Genomic DNA, 15,347 nt, shown 5'->3' on the forward strand with positions numbered 1-15,347 from the left:
GGGGCGCTCGAACGCACCCGGGGGTACCGACGGAAGGACTCCCGCCATGACCACCTCCACCGCCGCCCGGATCCTCGACCACGGGGACGGCCGCGGCCTGCAGGCGGTGCTGCTGGACATGGACGGGACGCTGGTGGACACCGAGGACTTCTGGTGGCAGGCCGAGGTCACCCTGTTCGCCGAGCTGGGCCACGCGCTGACCGACGAGGACCGGGCCCAGGTGGTCGGCGGTCCGATGACACGGGTGATCGACTACCTGGTCGGCACCACCGGGGTGGACCTCGCCCCGGCGGACCTGACGGTGCTGATCAACCAGCGCTTCGTCGACCTGCTGGCGGGCGGCGTGCCGCTCATGCCGGGCGCCGAACGTCTCCTCAACACCCTGGCCGCACACGGGATTCCGGCCGTTCTGGTGACCGCCTCGCACCGGCACGTGGTGGACATCGTGCTGCGCTCGCTGGGCTCCCACCACTTCGCCTTCACGGTTGCCGGGGACGAGGTGCCGCGCACCAAGCCGCACCCGGACCCGTACCTGGAGGCGGCCCGGCGGCTGGGCGCGGACCCGGCCCGCTGCGTGGTGGTCGAGGACGCGCCGACCGGGGTGCGGGCGGCCGAGGCGGCGGGCTGCCCGGTCGTCGCGGTGCCCTCGGTGGCACCGATCGAGCCGGCCCCGGGGCGGCTGGTGCGCTCCTCGCTGGAGCAGGTCGATCTTGAACTGCTGCGCTCGCTGGTCGCTTCGCGGGTGTGATTGTCATCTCATTGCGAGGGTGGTCTACTCGCCGGTAAGCAGCCGGATCCAGCCACCGCCGACGGCCGCCCGGGGAGAAAAAGGGCATTGCCTGACAACTCGTCGGGTGTTTCGCGATGCCCTCAACCACCGTGTCCCAAACGTCATCTGCACGGGTATCGGTCGTGCGTGTTCGATATGGCACGCTACTCCAGTTCGTTCCCCTCCCTCGCGCCCTGCCACCGCCGACGACGGGCAACCCCGTCCCGCCCGCGGTCGTACGGGCGCCAGGCCCGCGCACGCCTTCCGCACCCGGAGCGCCCTCGACGCGGGCCGCCGGCCCCGGTCGGACCGCACCCAGAAGGACGCGCCCCGTGAAGACTTCAGCTGAACGCCTGGCAGCACTCGGCTGCGCCGGTCTTGTCGCCGTGACGGCGGCAGGCTGCGGATCGGTCACCGACGCCGTCAAGGGGGACGGCGGCAAGGCGATCGTCATGGGTACCACCCAGCTCACCGGCGTGCTGGACCCGGCCGCCGCCTACGACTCCGGGTCCTGGCTGCTGCTGCGCAACACCTTCCAGTCGCTGCTCACCTTCCCGGCCGCCTCCAGCGCCCCCTCCCCGGACGCCGCGCAGTCCTGCGAGTTCACCGCGGGCGACGCCACCCAGTACCACTGCACCATGCGGACCGGCCTGAAGTTCTCCAACGGCCACCCGCTGACCGCGGCCGACGTGGTGTTCTCGATCGAGCGCACCAAGAAGATCAACGACCAGAACGGCGCGGCCCCCCTGCTCTCCTCGATCAGGAGCGTCGAGGCCAAGGGCGACACCGAGGTGATCTTCCACCTCTCCACGCCCGACGCCACCCTGCCGGCCAAGCTGGCCGGCCCGGCCGGCGCCATCCTCGACCACCAGGCCTACCCGGCCGACAAGGTCGTCCCCAACGACAAGCTGATCGGCTCCGGCCCGTACCGCTTCGAGACGGTCGAGGTCATGGGCGGCAACGGCGACACGGCCAAGCAGCTGGGCAAGGTCGTCCTGGTGCCCAACGACAAGTACAACGGCGAGGCCAAGCTCCGGAACAGCAAGTTCACCGTCCGGTACTTCGACAAGCCCGCCGACCTGAAGGCCGCGCTGGACAAGGGCGACGTCGACCTCACCGACAACAGCCTGGACCCGAACACCGCCGCCCAGATGCACTCCGACCAGCAGGGCGGCAAGACCGACCTCCAGGTCGTCGAGGGCGACAGCAACGACACCCGCTCGCTGGTCTTCAACACCAAGGACCCGGTCGCCGGCAACGTCGCCGTCCGCCAGGCCGCCGCCCAGCTGCTCGACCGCAAGTCGCTCGCCCGCGACGTCTTCGCCCGGACCGTCCAGCCGCTGTACGCGATGGTCCCGGCCGGCGTCACCGGCCACACCACGGCCTTCTTCGACCGCTACGGCGACCAGGACAGCGGCAAGGCCAAGAAGATCCTCACCGACGCCAAGGTCCAGCTCCCGGTCAAGCTCACCCTCACCTGGTCGCGCTCGCGGGCCGGCAGCGCCGAGCCCGAGACCCTGAAGAAGCAACTGGAGGCCGGCGGCCTGTTCCAGGTGACCGTCCAGACGGAGCCGGACTGGGACAAGTACCGGGCCGGCTGGTCCGAGGGCCGCTACCAGGCGTACCTCATCGGCTGGTTCGCCGACTACCCGGACCCGGACAACTACATCGCCCCGCTGCTCATCGACGGCGGCGCCTACCACCACGGCTGGGACGACCCGAGGATCAGCCAGAAGCTGGTGCCGGACGGCCTCAAGCAGGCCGACCGCAGCGCCGCGGTGGCCGGCTACGCCCAGATCCAGCAGATCGTCGCCGAGAACGCGCCGCTCATCCCGCTGTACCAGAACAAGGGCTTCTTCGCGTCGCGTTCGTACATCATCGGCGTCGAGTCGACCATCGACACCACCGGCGTGTTCCGCTTCTGGGAGATCAGCCGCAGCGCCGGCAAGTAGACGACCGGACGACACCCCTCAACACGGCGGCCCGCCCGCCTTCCCCCAGGGTGCACGGGGAAGGCGGGCGGGCCGTCGGCTGCAGGGTCTACAGGGCGCCCGGGCGCACCAGCCCGCTCTCGTACGCGTACACCGCCGCCTGCACCCGGTCGCGCAGCTGGAGCTTGGTCAGCACATGGCCGACGTGCGTCTTCACGGTGGTCTCGCTGACGAACAGTTCGGCCGCGATCTCCGCGTTCGAGAGCCCGCGCGCCACCAGCTTCAGCACCTCCAGCTCGCGCTCGGTCAGCGCGCTCAGCGCCTGCGGCGGCGCCTCCTCGCCCGAGGGCAGCTTGGTGGCGTACATGTCCAGCAGCCGGCGGGTGATGCTCGGCGCCAGCATCGCCGCGCCGTCCGCCACCACCCGGATCGCCTGCACCAGTTCCTCCGCCGGGACGTCCTTCAGCAGGAAGCCGCTGGCGCCCGCGCGCAGCGCCTCCACCACGTACTCGTCCAGGTCGAAGGTGGTCAGCACCAGCACCTTGGCCGGGCCGTCCCGCCCGGGGCCGGCGATCCTGCGGGTCGCCTCGACGCCGTCCATCCTGGGCATCCGGATGTCCATCAGCACCACGTCGGGCTGCAGCGCCCGCACCTGGTCCAGCGCCTGCTGACCGTCGCCGGCCTCGCCGACCACGACCAGGTCGGACTCGGCCTCCAGGATCATCCGGAAACCGGTGCGCAGCAGCGGCTGGTCGTCGACCAGCAGCACTCGGATCGTCACTAGGACTCCTTGCTCATCTGATCCCCCGTGGGATCGTCTTCGTCAGACGTACGCGACAGCGGCAGCGGGTACGGCGGGGGAGTGCCGCCGAACTCCGGGCAACTGGCCTGGTGGTCGCACCAGTCGCAGAGGCGGTTGCGGGTCGCCGGGAACTCCCCGGTGGCCACCGCGTGGGTGATCCGCTCCCAGAGCGCCCGCAGCTTGCGCTCCACCGCGAGCAGGTCGGCCTCGTCCGGGTCGTAGCTGACCACGTCCCCGCCCCCGCCGAGGTAGACCAGCTGGAGCCGCTTGGGGACGACACCCTTCCAGCGCCACACCACGAGCGCGTAGAACTTCATCTGGAACATCGCCTTGCCCTCGAAGTCCCGCGAGGGCGCCCGGCCGGTCTTGTAGTCCACCAGCCGGACCTCACCGCTCGGGGCGACGTCCACCCGGTCGATGTAGCCGCGCAGCAGCAGCCCCGACTCCAGGGCCGTCTCCACGTACAGCTCGCGCTCCACCGGGTGCAGCCGGGTCGGGTCCTCCAGCCGGAACCACTGGCCGACCAGCTTCTCGGCGTCCGCCAGCCAGCGGGCGAGCGCCGCGCCGTCCGGATCGTCCGGGAACAGCGAGCCCAGCTCCGGGCGCTCGCCCAGCAGCCGCTCCCACTGCGGGCGCAGCAGGCCCAGCGCCCGCTCCGGCGTCCGATCGGTCGCGGGGCTGTCGAAGAGCCGCTCCAGCACCGCGTGCACCAGCGTGCCCCTGGTCGCCGCCGCGCTCGGCGGCTCGGGCAGCCGGTCGATCACCCGCAGCCGGTACAGCAGGGGACAGGTCAGGAAGTCCCCCGCCCGGGACGGGGACAGGCCGGTCGGGGGCGCCGCCGGGCGCGCCGGGGCCCCGGCGGCGCTGGTGGTGTCGGTCTGCTGCATGCCTCCGACCCTATTGCCCTTCGCTGTCATCCTGCTGCCACGGTGCTGCCACACCGCGCGGCACAGTGGGTATGAAGCCTGACAGAGGGCCGCACGCCACCGGAGGGCCGCGATCACGTAGCGTGGGCGCACCGGGGCACGACGGGGCAGACGACCGAAGGGATCACGGTGAGCGACAGCAGGGGGCAGCAGACCTCCGACCAGCCACCGCAGGACGACGGCGGCCGCCCGGCAGGGCGACCGCCCCGGCCGCCCGAGCGCGGCAGCGGCCTCCTGGTGGGCCGCCCCTTCGGCGTGCCCATCTACGTGACCCCCTCCTGGTTCGTCATCGCCGCGCTGATCACCTGGGTGTTCGGCGGCCAGCTCGGCGACGTCCTGCCGGACCTCGGCGCCGCCCGCTACCTGCTCGCGTTCTTCTTCGCGGTCGCCTTCTACGCCTCCGTCCTGGTGCACGAGCTCGCTCACACCCTGGTCGCGCTGCGCTACAGGCTCGGTGTACGGCGGATCCAGCTCCAGTTCTTCGGCGGCGTCTCGGAGATCGAGAACGAGGCCGAGAGCCCGTGGCGCGAGTTCTGGCTGGCCTTCGTCGGCCCGCTGCTCTCGCTGGTGCTCGGCGGCGTGTTCTACCTCGCGATGCAGGCCGTGGAGCTCTCCACGGTGCCCGGGGTGCTGCTCACCGGGCTGATGGTCTCCAACCTGGTGGTCGCCGCGTTCAACCTGCTGCCCGGCCTGCCGCTGGACGGCGGCCGGATGCTGCGCGCGGTCGTCTGGGCGATCAGCGGCAAGGCGATGACCGGCACGGTCGCCGCCGCCTGGGTCGGCCGGGCGCTGGCCGTCGCGGTGCTGGTCGGCCTGCCGCTGTTCAGCGCCGCCCGCGGGATCGAACGCACCACGACCGACACCCTGGTGGACGCGGTGCTGGCCGCCGTCCTCGCCGCGATCATCTGGAACGGCGCCACCGGGAGCCTGCGCAACGCCCGGCTCAAGGAGGTGCTGCCCGGCCTGCGGCTGCGCGAGTTCGCCCGCCGGACCGTCGAGGTCACCGCCGACACCCCGCTCGGCGAGGCGCTGCGCCGGGCCCGCGAGGCCCAGGCCGGCGCGGTCGTGGTGGTGGACGGTCGGGGCGACCCGATCGGCATCGTCCGCGAGTCCGCCGTCCGCGCGGTGCCCGAGCACCGCCGCCCGTGGGTCGCCGTCGGCCCGCTCGCCCGCGACCTCGAACCCGGCCTTCGGCTGGACGCCGACCTCGGCGGCGAGGACCTGCTGCGCGCCGTCCAGGCCACCCCGGCCGGGGAGTACCTGGTGGTCGAGGCGGACGGCCGGGTGTTCGGCGTGGCCGCGCTCACCGACATCGAGCAGCGCCTCACCGCCGCCGTCGCCGGCCGGTGATCACTCTGGTCGGGCGGACCGTCCGCTTCCCTTAGGATTGACCGCATGTCCGAACCGACCGGTGCCACCCGCCGACGCGGGCCCTTCCAGGTCGGGGACCAGGTCCAGCTGACCGACCCCAAGGGCCGCCACTACACGTTCACGCTCCAGGCCGGGAACCAGTTCCACACCCACAAGGGTGCGTTCCCGCACGACGAGCTGATCGGCGCCCCCGAGGGCACGGTCGTGCGCACCACGGGGAACGTCCCGTACCTCGCGCTGCGCCCCCTGCTCCCCGACTACGTCCTGTCCATGCCGCGCGGCGCCGCCGTGATCTACCCCAAGGACGCGGGGCAGATCCTGGCCATGGCCGACATCTTCGCCGGCGCCCGCGTCGTCGAGGCCGGTGTCGGCTCGGGCGCGCTCTCCACCTACCTGCTGCGCGCCGTCGGCGACACCGGCATGCTGGCCTCGTACGAGCGCCGGCAGGACTTCGCCGACATCGCCAAGGGCAACGTCGAGCGCTACTTCGGCGGGCCGCACCCGGCGTGGAAGCTCACCGTCGGAGACCTCCAGGACAACCTGGTCGAGGCCGACGTCGACCGCGTCATCCTCGACATGCTCGCCCCCTGGGAGTGCCTGGACGTCGCCTCCAAGGCGCTGGTCCCCGGCGGCCTGATCTGCTGCTACGTGGCCACCACCACGCAGATGTCCAAGACCGTCGAGGCACTGCGCGACCACGGCACCTTCACCGAGCCGCAGGCCTGGGAGACCATGGTCCGCACCTGGCACCTGGAGGGCCTGGCCGTCCGCCCGGACCACCGGATGATCGGCCACACCGGCTTCCTGCTCACCGCCCGCCGCCTCGCCGACGGCGTCGAGCCGCCGCTGCGCCGCCGCCGCCCGGCCAAGGGCGCGTACGGCGAGGACTACGACAACGGGGGCTCGGAGCCGAGCCTCCAGGAGCGCGCCGCGGCCCGTGCCGCCGCCCGCGCCGTCGAGACCGAGCAGCCCGACCTGGGCTGACCGGGATCGCTTCCCAGGGGTGGTACGAGCCTGCTCGTGCCACCCCTCGGCATTCCGGCCGCCGGCGTGTGGGACGATGCTCGCGCACGCAGACCAGCTCCTGGGAGCACTGGAGGGGACGCCTGGTGGAGACCGCGGTCGGGACGACGGCTGGACAGCAGACACCGCGGGGCCGCACCGGGCCCGGGCACGCGCGCACCGCCCCCTGGCACTGGGCCCTGGCCCTGGCCGGCTGCGGCGCGGTGGTGGCCGCGGCCCTCGCCGCCAGCCCCGCCACCGGCACCCCGGTGCCCGTCCACGGCACTCCCAAGGCCCTCGGGGCGAGTGCCGCCCCCGACCCGGCCAAGGCCCAACTTCCGCTCGACTGCGGCCCGTTCCCGGTCGCGACGGCCATCAGCATGCCGGCCGACCTGGGCGACGGACGGCCCGGCACGGTCGTCGCCGCGCACTGCGCGGCCGAGAACGGCACCCCGCCGGACGCCGTCTACCTGCTCGGTTTCGGCCCCGGCGACCGCCCGGTGGTGCTGGCCACGCTCCTCTCCGAGCGCGAGAACCTCACCCTCGGCCGGCTCGCGCTGCGTTCCGACGGCGCCATCACCGGCCACGCGCAGGGGTATTCGAGCGACGAGGTGCCGCGCTTCCGTCCCGACATCTCACTCGACCTCACCTGGATGCGCAAGGGCGGCGGCTGGGAACGTTCCCAGACCGCCGCCCCGGCCAGCCAGACCTGAGGGGGAGGACGCGTCAGTCCGCGTCCGGCCCGTACACCTCGACCCGGTCGGTGACCCGGCGCACGTGGATGCAGTCGCCGGGGCACTCCTTCGCCGAGTCCACCACGTCCTGAAGGATCGTCAGCGGCACCGGGGCGGTCTCCCCGGGCTGCTGGCGCAGCTCGTCGTCCGGCCCCTTCACGTAGGCGAGGCCGTCGATGTCCAGCTCGAAGACCTCGGGTGCGTACTGCACGCAGATGCCGTCGCCGGTGCACAGATCCTGGTCGATCCACACCTCCAGCTGTTCGGCCGCCGCGGCCGTCTGCTCGGTTACCGACATGGTCCCCTGCCGTTTCTGTCCCGGGTCGCCCTTTTCCGGGGCAATCCCGCCATTCGTACAACGATCGGACCCAGGCGCCCGGTCGCGATCGGATATCACTTCGCTCGACGATACATCTGGCCCGCTTTGGGTGGTGAGCGGTGGGTATCCCCTTAGCAGAGGGGAAGCACGCTGGGGCGAAGATCGGACACGCCCGTTCCATCTTTCTTGATCTAGGGGTTTACGGACCCCTGGTCCCAGGTAGGGTCTGGAAGCGTCCAGCTCCCCGGAGGAGGTGAGGACCGTGGCAGCCCACGATGACGACTACAACCGCAGCACCGGCAGGCCCGCTCGTGGTTCCGACGAGGCCGCTCAGGTCTCGTTCCTTGAGCAGGAAATCGCTGTGCTGCGCCGCAAGCTCGCCGACTCGCCGCGCAATTCGAGGATCCTCGAAGAGCGGATCGTCGAGCTCCAGACCAACCTGGCCGGAGTGTCCGCCCAGAACGAACGGCTCGCCTCCACCCTGCGAGAGGCCCGCGACCAGATCGTGGCCCTCAAGGAGGAAGTGGACCGGCTGGCACAGCCCCCGGCCGGGTTCGGCACCTTCCTCGAGGCCAACGAGGACGGCACCGCCGACATCTTCACCGGGGGGCGCAAGCTCCGCGTGAACGTCAGCCCCAACGTCGCCCTCGACGAACTGCGGCGCGGCCAGGAAGTGATGCTCAACGAGGCCCTCAACATCGTGGACGCGATGGCCTTCGAGCGCATCGGCGAGATCGTCACCCTCAAGGAGATCCTCGAGGACGGCGAACGCGCCCTGGTCGTCGGCCACACCGACGAGGAGCGGGTGGTGCGCCTCGCCGAACCGCTGCGCGAGCTCACCGTCCGGGCGGGGGACGCCCTGCTGCTGGAGCCCCGCTCCGGCTACGTGTACGAGGTCGTGCCGAAGTCCGAGGTCGAGGAGCTGGTCCTCGAAGAGGTCCCGGACATCGACTACCGCCAGATCGGCGGACTGAGCAACCAGATCGAGCTGATCCGGGACGCGGTCGAGCTGCCCTACCTGCACGCCGACCTCTTCAAGGAGTACGAGCTGCGTCCGCCCAAGGGCGTGCTGCTCTACGGCCCGCCCGGCTGCGGCAAGACGCTGATCGCCAAGGCGGTCGCCAACTCGCTGGCCAAGAAGGTCGCCGAGGTCACCGGACGCCCCCAGGGGAAGAGCTACTTCCTCAACATCAAGGGCCCCGAACTGCTCAACAAGTACGTGGGCGAGACCGAGCGGCAGATCCGCCTGGTCTTCCAGCGGGCCCGGGAGAAGGCGAGCGAGGGCACGCCCGTCATCGTCTTCTTCGACGAGATGGAGTCGCTGTTCCGCACCCGCGGTTCCGGCGTCAGCTCGGACGTGGAGAACACCATCGTCCCGCAGCTGCTCGCCGAGATCGACGGTGTGGAGGGCCTGGAGAACGTCATCGTCATCGGCGCCTCGAACCGCGAGGACATGATCGACCCGGCGATCCTGCGGCCCGGCCGCCTGGACGTCAAGATCAAGATCGAGCGCCCGGACGCCGAGGCCGCGAAGGACATCTTCTCCAAGTACCTCAAGGAGTCGCTGCCGTTCCACCCGGACGACCTCAAGGAGCACGACGGCTCCCTGGGCACCACGGTGGCCGCGATGATCCAGTCGGTCGTGGAGCGGATGTACTCCGAGACCGAGGAGAACCGCTTCCTGGAGGTCACCTACGCCAACGGTGACAAGGAGGTCCTGTACTTCAAGGACTTCAACTCCGGCGCCATGATCCAGAACATCGTCGACCGCGCGAAGAAGATGGCCATCAAGGACTTCCTCGACCACGGTCAGCGCGGTCTGCGCGTCTCCCACCTGCTCGCCGCCTGCGTGGACGAGTTCAAGGAGAACGAGGACCTGCCGAACACCACCAACCCGGACGACTGGGCCCGCATCTCCGGCAAGAAGGGCGAGCGGATCGTCTTCATCCGCACGCTGGTCACCGGCAAGCAGGGCGCCGAGTCCGGCCGCTCGATCGACACTGTCGCCAACACGGGGCAGTACCTGTAAGCACGCGGTGAGACCGGGCCGCCCGGCGGTCCCCGGAACAGCACGCACCCCGTCCGGCTGTGGCGCCTCGCGGCCCCGCAGCCGGACGGCGCGTCTCGGGGTCCGCCCGTCGGCGCCGGGTTCTAGGCTCGACCCACCGATCGCGGGCAGAACGCCGGCGCCGGTGTTGTTCAGCGGTACGTCGGCGTGCTCCGCCCGTGGGGGGCGGCGCACCGGGCAAGGAGGGCCGCATGACCGTACGGCGCGTGATGGGCATCGAGACCGAGTACGGGATCTCCGTGCCCGGGCACCCCAACGCCAACGCCATGCTCACCTCGTCCCAGATCGTCAACGCGTACGCGGCGGCGATGCACCGGGCGCGGCGGGCCCGCTGGGACTTCGAGGAGGAGAACCCGCTGCGTGACGCCCGGGGCTTCGACCTGGCGCGCGAGGTGGCGGACGCCAGCCAGCTGACCGACGAGGACATCGGCCTGGCCAACGTCATCCTCACCAACGGGGCCCGGTTCTACGTGGACCACGCGCACCCCGAGTACAGCTCGCCCGAGGTCACCAACCCGCGCGACGCCGTGCTCTGGGACAAGGCCGGCGAGCGGATCATGGCCGCCGCCGCGCAGCGCGCGCTGGAACTGCCCAACGGGCAGAACATCCACCTGTACAAGAACAACACCGACAACAAGGGCGCCTCCTACGGCACCCACGAGAACTACCTGATGAAGCGGGCGACGCCGTTCGCCGACATCGTCCGCCACCTCACCCCGTTCTTCGTCTCCCGCCAGGTGGTCACCGGTGCCGGCCGGGTCGGCATCGGCCAGGACGGCTCGACGCACGGCTTCCAGATCAGCCAGCGGGCCGACTACTTCGAGGTCGAGGTCGGCCTGGAGACCACGCTCAAGCGCCCGATCATCAACACCCGGGACGAACCGCACGCCGACGCGGAGAAGTACCGCCGGCTGCACGTGATCATCGGGGACGCCAACCTCTCCGAGATCTCCACCTACCTCAAGCTGGGCACCACCTCACTGGTCCTGTCGATGATCGAGGACTCCTTCATCGCCTCCGACCTCGCCGTCGACCAGCCGGTGCGCACCCTGCACCGGGTCTCCCACGACCCCACGCTCAAGCACCTGATCACCCTGCGCAACGGGCGCAAACTCACCGCCGTCCAGCTCCAGCTGGAGTACTTCGAGCTGGCCCGCAAGTACGTCGAGGACCGCTTCGGCACCGACGCGGACGAGCAGACACTGGACGTGCTGGCCCGCTGGGAGGACGTCCTCGGGCGGCTGGAGCGCGATCCGATGTCGCTCTCCAGGCAACTGGACTGGATCGCCAAGCGGGAGATCCTGGAGGGCTACCGCAGCCGGGACGCCCTGGGGTGGGAGAACCCGCGGCTGCACCTGGTCGACCTCCAGTACAGCGACGTGCGGCCCGACAAGGGCCTCTACAACCGGCTGGTGGCCCGCGGCCGGTTCGAGCGGCTGGTGACCGAGGCGGAGGTCGAGCGGGCCGTCTCCAAGCCCCCGGAGGACACCCGGGCGTACTTCCGCGGGCGCTGCCTGGAGCAGTACGCCGACCACGTCGCCGCGGCCTCCTGGGACTCGGTGATCTTCGACCTGCCGGGCCGGGACTCGTTGCAGCGGGTGCCCACGCTGGAGCCGCTGCGGGGCACCCGCAACCACGTCAAGGAGCTGCTGGACCGCTGTCGCACCGCGGAGGACCTGCTACGGGTCCTCTCCGGCGGGTAACTTTTCGATCACCATGGGTGAACGTCCGCCGAATGGGAATCATCCGGGGTGGCAGCGGGTGTTGGACAGGAAGCGCCACCGGCAAACCGGGAGCGGCAGTCGCACCTTGTGTATAGGGTCGGTGCAGCAAGCAACGACCAAACCGTGCCAGAAGAATCGAGCGGGGTGAGGGAAATGGCGAGCAAGGACACCGGCGGCGGCCAGCAGCGGGCGAACCGCTCCTCCGAGGAGGTCGAGGAGCAGGCCGCGGAAACCCAGAATTCCGACGACCTCAAGGAACGCCAGGAAAAGCTGAGCGACGACGTCGACGCGGTGCTGGACGAAATCGACGAGGTCCTGGAGTCGAATGCGGAAGATTTCGTCCGCGGATTCGTGCAGAAGGGCGGGCAATAGCCCGTCCCCGGTATTCGGGAATTCACGGTCGTGACCGTCGAGGGCGGTCGGGCGGCGAGGGCCGCCCGGCCGTCCGGCACCGGCCCCCTGCGCGCGTGGACAGTGATCGTCGGGCGGGTAGGGTGCGGGCAACGCGAGCTTCAAGCTACCTGGAAGGAATCGTGTGGAAGCCAACACTCGTGGCACCGGGCGTCTACCGGCTGCCTTCCTGACCCCGGGGTCCTCCTCCTTCGTGGACTTCCTCGCCGAGCACCGGCCGGAGCTGATCCCCGGCCACCGCGGGCTCCCCGCGGGGGCCGTGGTCGACGCCCCGCACGGGACCACCATCGTGGCCGCGGTGTTCGACGGCGGCGTGGTGATCGCCGGTGACCGCCGGGCGACGATGGGCAACGTGATCGCCCAGCGCGACATGGAGAAGGTGTTCCCGGCCGACGAGTACAGCGCGGTCGGCATCGCCGGCACCGCCGGCCTCGCCATCGAGATGGTCCGGCTGTTCCAACTGGAGCTGGAGCACTACGAGAAGATCGAGGGCGCGGTGCTCTCGCTGGAGGGCAAGGCCAACCGGCTCACCGCGATGATCCGGGGCAACCTGGGCATGGCGATGCAGGGCCTGGCGGTCGTCCCGCTGTTCGCCGGCTACGACCTGGACCTCGGCCGCGGCCGGATCTTCAACTACGACGTCACCGGCGGGCGTTCCGAGGAGCGCGGCTTCGCCGCCACCGGCTCGGGCTCGGTCTTCGCCCGCGGCTCGATGAAGAAGCTCTACCGCGACGGCCTGACGGCCGACCAGGCCGCCATGCTCGTCGTCCAGGCGCTGTACGACGCGGCCGACGACGACTCCGCCACCGGCGGCCCCGACCTCGCCCGCAAGATCTTCCCGATCGTCTCGCTGATCACCGAGGACGGCTTCCGCCGGCTCACCGACGCGGAGGTCACCGAGATCGCGGTCGCGATCACCGACGAGCGCCGCTCGCACCCCAACGGCCCGCAGGCCCCGCTGCTCTAGCCATCACCTCTCAGGAAAGGGACGACCGCCGGTGTCGACACCGTTCTACGTCTCGCCCCAGCAGGCCATGGCGGACCGCGCGGAGTACGCCCGCAAGGGCATCGCGCGCGGCCGCAGCGTGGTCGTGCTCACCTACGCCGACGGCATCGTCTTCGTCGCGGAGAACACCTCCAGAGCGCTTCACAAGGTCTCCGAGATCTACGACAAGATCGCCTTCGCGGCGGTCGGCCGCTACAACGAGTTCGAGAACCTGCGCATCGGCGGCGTCCGCTACGCCGACCTGCGCGGCTACTCCTACGACCGGGCCGACGTCACCGCCCGGGGCCTGGCCAACGTCTACGCCCAGACGCTCGGTACCATCTTCTCCTCGGTCGGCGAGAAGCCCTACGAGGTCGAGCTGATCGTGGCCGAGGTCGGCCGCACCGCGGACGAGGACCAGATCTACCGCCTCACCCCGGACGGCTCGATCGTCGACGAGAAGAACTACGTCGTGGTCGGCGGCAACGCCGACTCGATCGGCAACTACCTGGGCCAGCGCCACCGGGCCGGGATGAGCCTCACCGAGGTGGTCCGGGCCGCCGTGGACTCGCTCGCCCGCGACCCCAACGGCGGCAGCCCGCGCGCCCTCACCCCGGAGCAGCTGGAGGTGGCCGTCCTCGACCGCCAGCGGTTCCAGCAGCGCAAGTTCAAGCGCATCCTGGGCAACCAGCTCGCCCGGCTGCTCGACGGCGACCAGTCCGCCGAGTCGGACGACGAGGACGACCCGGCGGACACCGCGCCGGAGTAGCAGTGCCTGCGGAGTCCCGTACGGCGGCCGGACGGAGGCCGTACGGGACTCCGGTGCCCCTGCGGCGGCCCAGTCGTCGTGGAGGCGGTTTCGGACAGCTCCGACACAGAATGGAGTGCTCATGGACCGCCGGATTTTCGGGCTGGAGAACGAGTACGGCGTGACCTGCACGTTCCGCGGGCAGCGCAGGCTGTCGCCGGACGAGGTGGCGCGGTACTTGTTCCGCCGGGTCGTCTCCTGGGGCCGCAGCAGCAACGTCTTCCTGCGCAACGGCGCCCGGCTGTACCTCGACGTCGGCTCCCACCCCGAGTACGCCACCCCCGAGTGCGACGACGTGGTCGAGCTGGTGACGCACGACAAGGCGGGCGAGCGGATCCTCGAAGGGCTCCTGGTCGACGCCGAGCGGCGGCTGCACGAGGAGGGCATCGCGGGGGACGTCTACCTGTTCAAGAACAACACCGACTCGGCCGGCAACTCCTACGGCTGCCACGAGAACTACCTGGTGGCCCGGCACGGCGAGTTCTCCCGGCTGGCCGACGTGCTGATCCCCTTCCTGGTGACCCGCCAGCTGATCTGCGGCGCCGGCAAGGTGCTGCAGACCCCGCGCGGCGCGGTCTACTGCGTCAGCCAGCGCGCCGAGCACATCTGGGAGGGCGTCAGCTCCGCCACCACCCGCTCCCGCCCGATCATCAACACCCGCGACGAGCCGCACGCGGACGCCGAGCGCTACCGCCGGCTGCACGTGATCGTCGGCGACTCCAACATGTCGGAGACCACGACGCTGCTCAAGGTCGGCGCCACCGACCTGGTGCTGCGGCTGATCGAGGCCGGCGTGGTGATGCGCGACCTCACCCTGGAGAACCCGATCCGGGCGATCCGCGAGGTCAGCCACGACCTCACCGGCACCCACCAGGTGCGGCTCGCCAACGGGCGCGAGGCCAGCGCGCTGGACATCCAGGAGGAGTACTACACCAAGGCGCTGGAGTTCGCCGACCGCAAGGGCATCAACACCGGCACCATCGGCCAGGTGCTCGAACTGTGGGGCCGGACCCTGGAGGCCGTCCGCACCGAGAACCTGGACGAGGTGGCCACCGAGATCGACTGGATCATGAAGTACAAGCTCATCGAGCGCTACCGCGAGAAGCACCAGATGAGCATGTCCAACCCGCGGGTGGCCCAGATCGACCTGGCGTACCACGACATCCACCGCCGGCGCGGCCTGTTCTACCTGCTCCAGGGCAAGGGCCAGGCGAAGCGGGTGACCACCGACCTCAAGACCTTCGAGGCCAAGTCCATCCCGCCGCAGACCACCCGGGCCCGGCTGCGCGGGGACTTCATCCGCCGGGCGCAGGAGCAGCGCCGGGACTTCACGGTGGACTGGGTGCACCTGAAGCTGAACGACCAGGCGCAGCGCACGGTGCTCTGCAAGGACCCGTTCCGCTCGGTGGACGAGCGGGTGGAGAAGCTGATCGCCGGGATGTGAGCCCCGCAGGGGATCCCAGGTTTGTGATCAAGGCGGTGTCCGGCCCCGGTGGT

At 70.7% G+C, this 15,347-nt stretch carries 14 protein-coding genes; 11 read left to right on the forward strand and 3 right to left on the reverse strand.

Annotation, left to right across the window (positions count from 1 at the left end; genetic code table 11):
• The first annotated feature begins 46 nt into the window (after window positions 1-46).
• Both AC07AL_RS24215 and AC07AL_RS24220 read left to right on the forward strand, forming a co-directional pair.
• Window positions 47-748, forward strand: coding sequence for an HAD family hydrolase (locus AC07AL_RS24215; protein ID WP_363583916.1), 702 nt, complete (start codon window positions 47-49; stop codon window positions 746-748).
• Window positions 749-1,101: 353 nt separating this feature from the next.
• The gene (locus tag AC07AL_RS24220) at window positions 1,102-2,721 is read left to right on the forward strand and encodes an ABC transporter substrate-binding protein (protein ID WP_363583914.1); all 1,620 of its coding nucleotides are present in this window, start codon (window positions 1,102-1,104) and stop codon (window positions 2,719-2,721) included.
• Window positions 2,722-2,809: 88 nt separating this feature from the next.
• On the opposite strand, the gene AC07AL_RS24225 is transcribed toward AC07AL_RS24220, so the two are convergent.
• On the reverse strand, window positions 2,810-3,481 hold the full coding sequence (locus tag AC07AL_RS24225) for a response regulator (RefSeq protein WP_063346919.1): 672 nt from the start codon (window positions 3,479-3,481) through the stop codon (window positions 2,810-2,812).
• Window positions 3,481-4,389: a RecB family exonuclease gene (locus AC07AL_RS24230; RefSeq protein WP_363583912.1), complete on the reverse strand. Its 909-nt coding sequence runs from the start codon at window positions 4,387-4,389 to the stop codon at window positions 3,481-3,483. Before AC07AL_RS24230 ends, AC07AL_RS24225 begins: the two co-directional genes overlap by 1 nt.
• A gap of 168 nt (window positions 4,390-4,557) precedes the next feature.
• Here AC07AL_RS24230 and AC07AL_RS24235 point away from each other — a divergent pair, with 168 nt between their 5' ends.
• The 3 genes from AC07AL_RS24235 to AC07AL_RS24245 all read left to right on the forward strand — a co-directional run bounded on the left by AC07AL_RS24235 (window position 4,558) and on the right by AC07AL_RS24245 (window position 7,514).
• Window positions 4,558-5,778 (forward strand): site-2 protease family protein, encoded by a 1,221-nt coding sequence (locus AC07AL_RS24235; protein ID WP_363583910.1) that lies wholly within the window; start codon window positions 4,558-4,560, stop codon window positions 5,776-5,778.
• Window positions 5,779-5,823: 45 nt separating this feature from the next.
• Complete coding sequence (locus AC07AL_RS24240) at window positions 5,824-6,783, forward strand: tRNA (adenine-N1)-methyltransferase (RefSeq protein ID WP_350877994.1); 960 nt, start codon at window positions 5,824-5,826, stop codon at window positions 6,781-6,783.
• A 125-nt stretch (window positions 6,784-6,908) separates the two neighbouring features.
• Window positions 6,909-7,514, forward strand: coding sequence for a hypothetical protein (locus AC07AL_RS24245; RefSeq protein ID WP_478318145.1), 606 nt, complete (start codon window positions 6,909-6,911; stop codon window positions 7,512-7,514).
• A gap of 13 nt (window positions 7,515-7,527) precedes the next feature.
• Here the strand turns inward: AC07AL_RS24245 and AC07AL_RS24250 are convergent, their stop codons facing one another.
• Complete coding sequence (locus AC07AL_RS24250) at window positions 7,528-7,833, reverse strand: ferredoxin (protein WP_363583906.1); 306 nt, start codon at window positions 7,831-7,833, stop codon at window positions 7,528-7,530.
• A 283-nt stretch (window positions 7,834-8,116) separates the two neighbouring features.
• Here AC07AL_RS24250 and arc point away from each other — a divergent pair, with 283 nt between their 5' ends.
• The 6 genes from arc (at window position 8,117) to pafA (ending at window position 15,294) form a co-directional block, all read left to right on the forward strand.
• Window positions 8,117-9,883, forward strand: coding sequence for a proteasome ATPase (gene arc / locus AC07AL_RS24255; RefSeq protein WP_363583904.1), 1,767 nt, complete (start codon window positions 8,117-8,119; stop codon window positions 9,881-9,883).
• Window positions 9,884-10,113: 230 nt separating this feature from the next.
• Window positions 10,114-11,625 (forward strand): depupylase/deamidase Dop, encoded by a 1,512-nt coding sequence (dop, locus tag AC07AL_RS24260; protein ID WP_208869055.1) that lies wholly within the window; start codon window positions 10,114-10,116, stop codon window positions 11,623-11,625.
• Window positions 11,626-11,799: 174 nt separating this feature from the next.
• On the forward strand, window positions 11,800-12,018 hold the full coding sequence (locus AC07AL_RS24265) for a ubiquitin-like protein Pup (protein WP_031069167.1): 219 nt from the start codon (window positions 11,800-11,802) through the stop codon (window positions 12,016-12,018).
• A 163-nt stretch (window positions 12,019-12,181) separates the two neighbouring features.
• Window positions 12,182-13,024: a proteasome subunit beta gene (gene prcB, locus AC07AL_RS24270; RefSeq protein WP_363583902.1), complete on the forward strand. Its 843-nt coding sequence runs from the start codon at window positions 12,182-12,184 to the stop codon at window positions 13,022-13,024.
• Window positions 13,025-13,055: 31 nt separating this feature from the next.
• The gene (prcA, locus tag AC07AL_RS24275) at window positions 13,056-13,811 is read left to right on the forward strand and encodes a proteasome subunit alpha (protein WP_363583900.1); all 756 of its coding nucleotides are present in this window, start codon (window positions 13,056-13,058) and stop codon (window positions 13,809-13,811) included.
• A 121-nt stretch (window positions 13,812-13,932) separates the two neighbouring features.
• Complete coding sequence (gene pafA, locus AC07AL_RS24280; RefSeq protein WP_363583898.1) at window positions 13,933-15,294, forward strand: Pup--protein ligase; 1,362 nt, start codon at window positions 13,933-13,935, stop codon at window positions 15,292-15,294.
• Window positions 15,295-15,347: the final 53 nt, after the last annotated feature.

This window comes from Kitasatospora sp. NPDC043949 (genome assembly GCF_056435365.1).

What these genes read in the sequence shown, in the direction of transcription:
- AC07AL_RS24215 (WP_363583916.1), top strand. Translation starts at nt 47, where the DNA reads ATGACCACCTCCACCGCCGCCCGGATCCTCGACCACGGGGACGGCCGC.
- AC07AL_RS24230 (WP_363583912.1), bottom strand. Translation starts at nt 4,389, where the DNA reads ATGCAGCAGACCGACACCACCAGCGCCGCCGGGGCCCCGGCGCGCCCG.
- AC07AL_RS24240 (WP_350877994.1), top strand. Translation starts at nt 5,824, where the DNA reads ATGTCCGAACCGACCGGTGCCACCCGCCGACGCGGGCCCTTCCAGGTC.
- AC07AL_RS24250 (WP_363583906.1), bottom strand. Translation starts at nt 7,833, where the DNA reads ATGTCGGTAACCGAGCAGACGGCCGCGGCGGCCGAACAGCTGGAGGTG.
- dop (WP_208869055.1), top strand. Translation starts at nt 10,114, where the DNA reads ATGACCGTACGGCGCGTGATGGGCATCGAGACCGAGTACGGGATCTCC.
- AC07AL_RS24265 (WP_031069167.1), top strand. Translation starts at nt 11,800, where the DNA reads ATGGCGAGCAAGGACACCGGCGGCGGCCAGCAGCGGGCGAACCGCTCC.
- pafA (WP_363583898.1), top strand. Translation starts at nt 13,933, where the DNA reads ATGGACCGCCGGATTTTCGGGCTGGAGAACGAGTACGGCGTGACCTGC.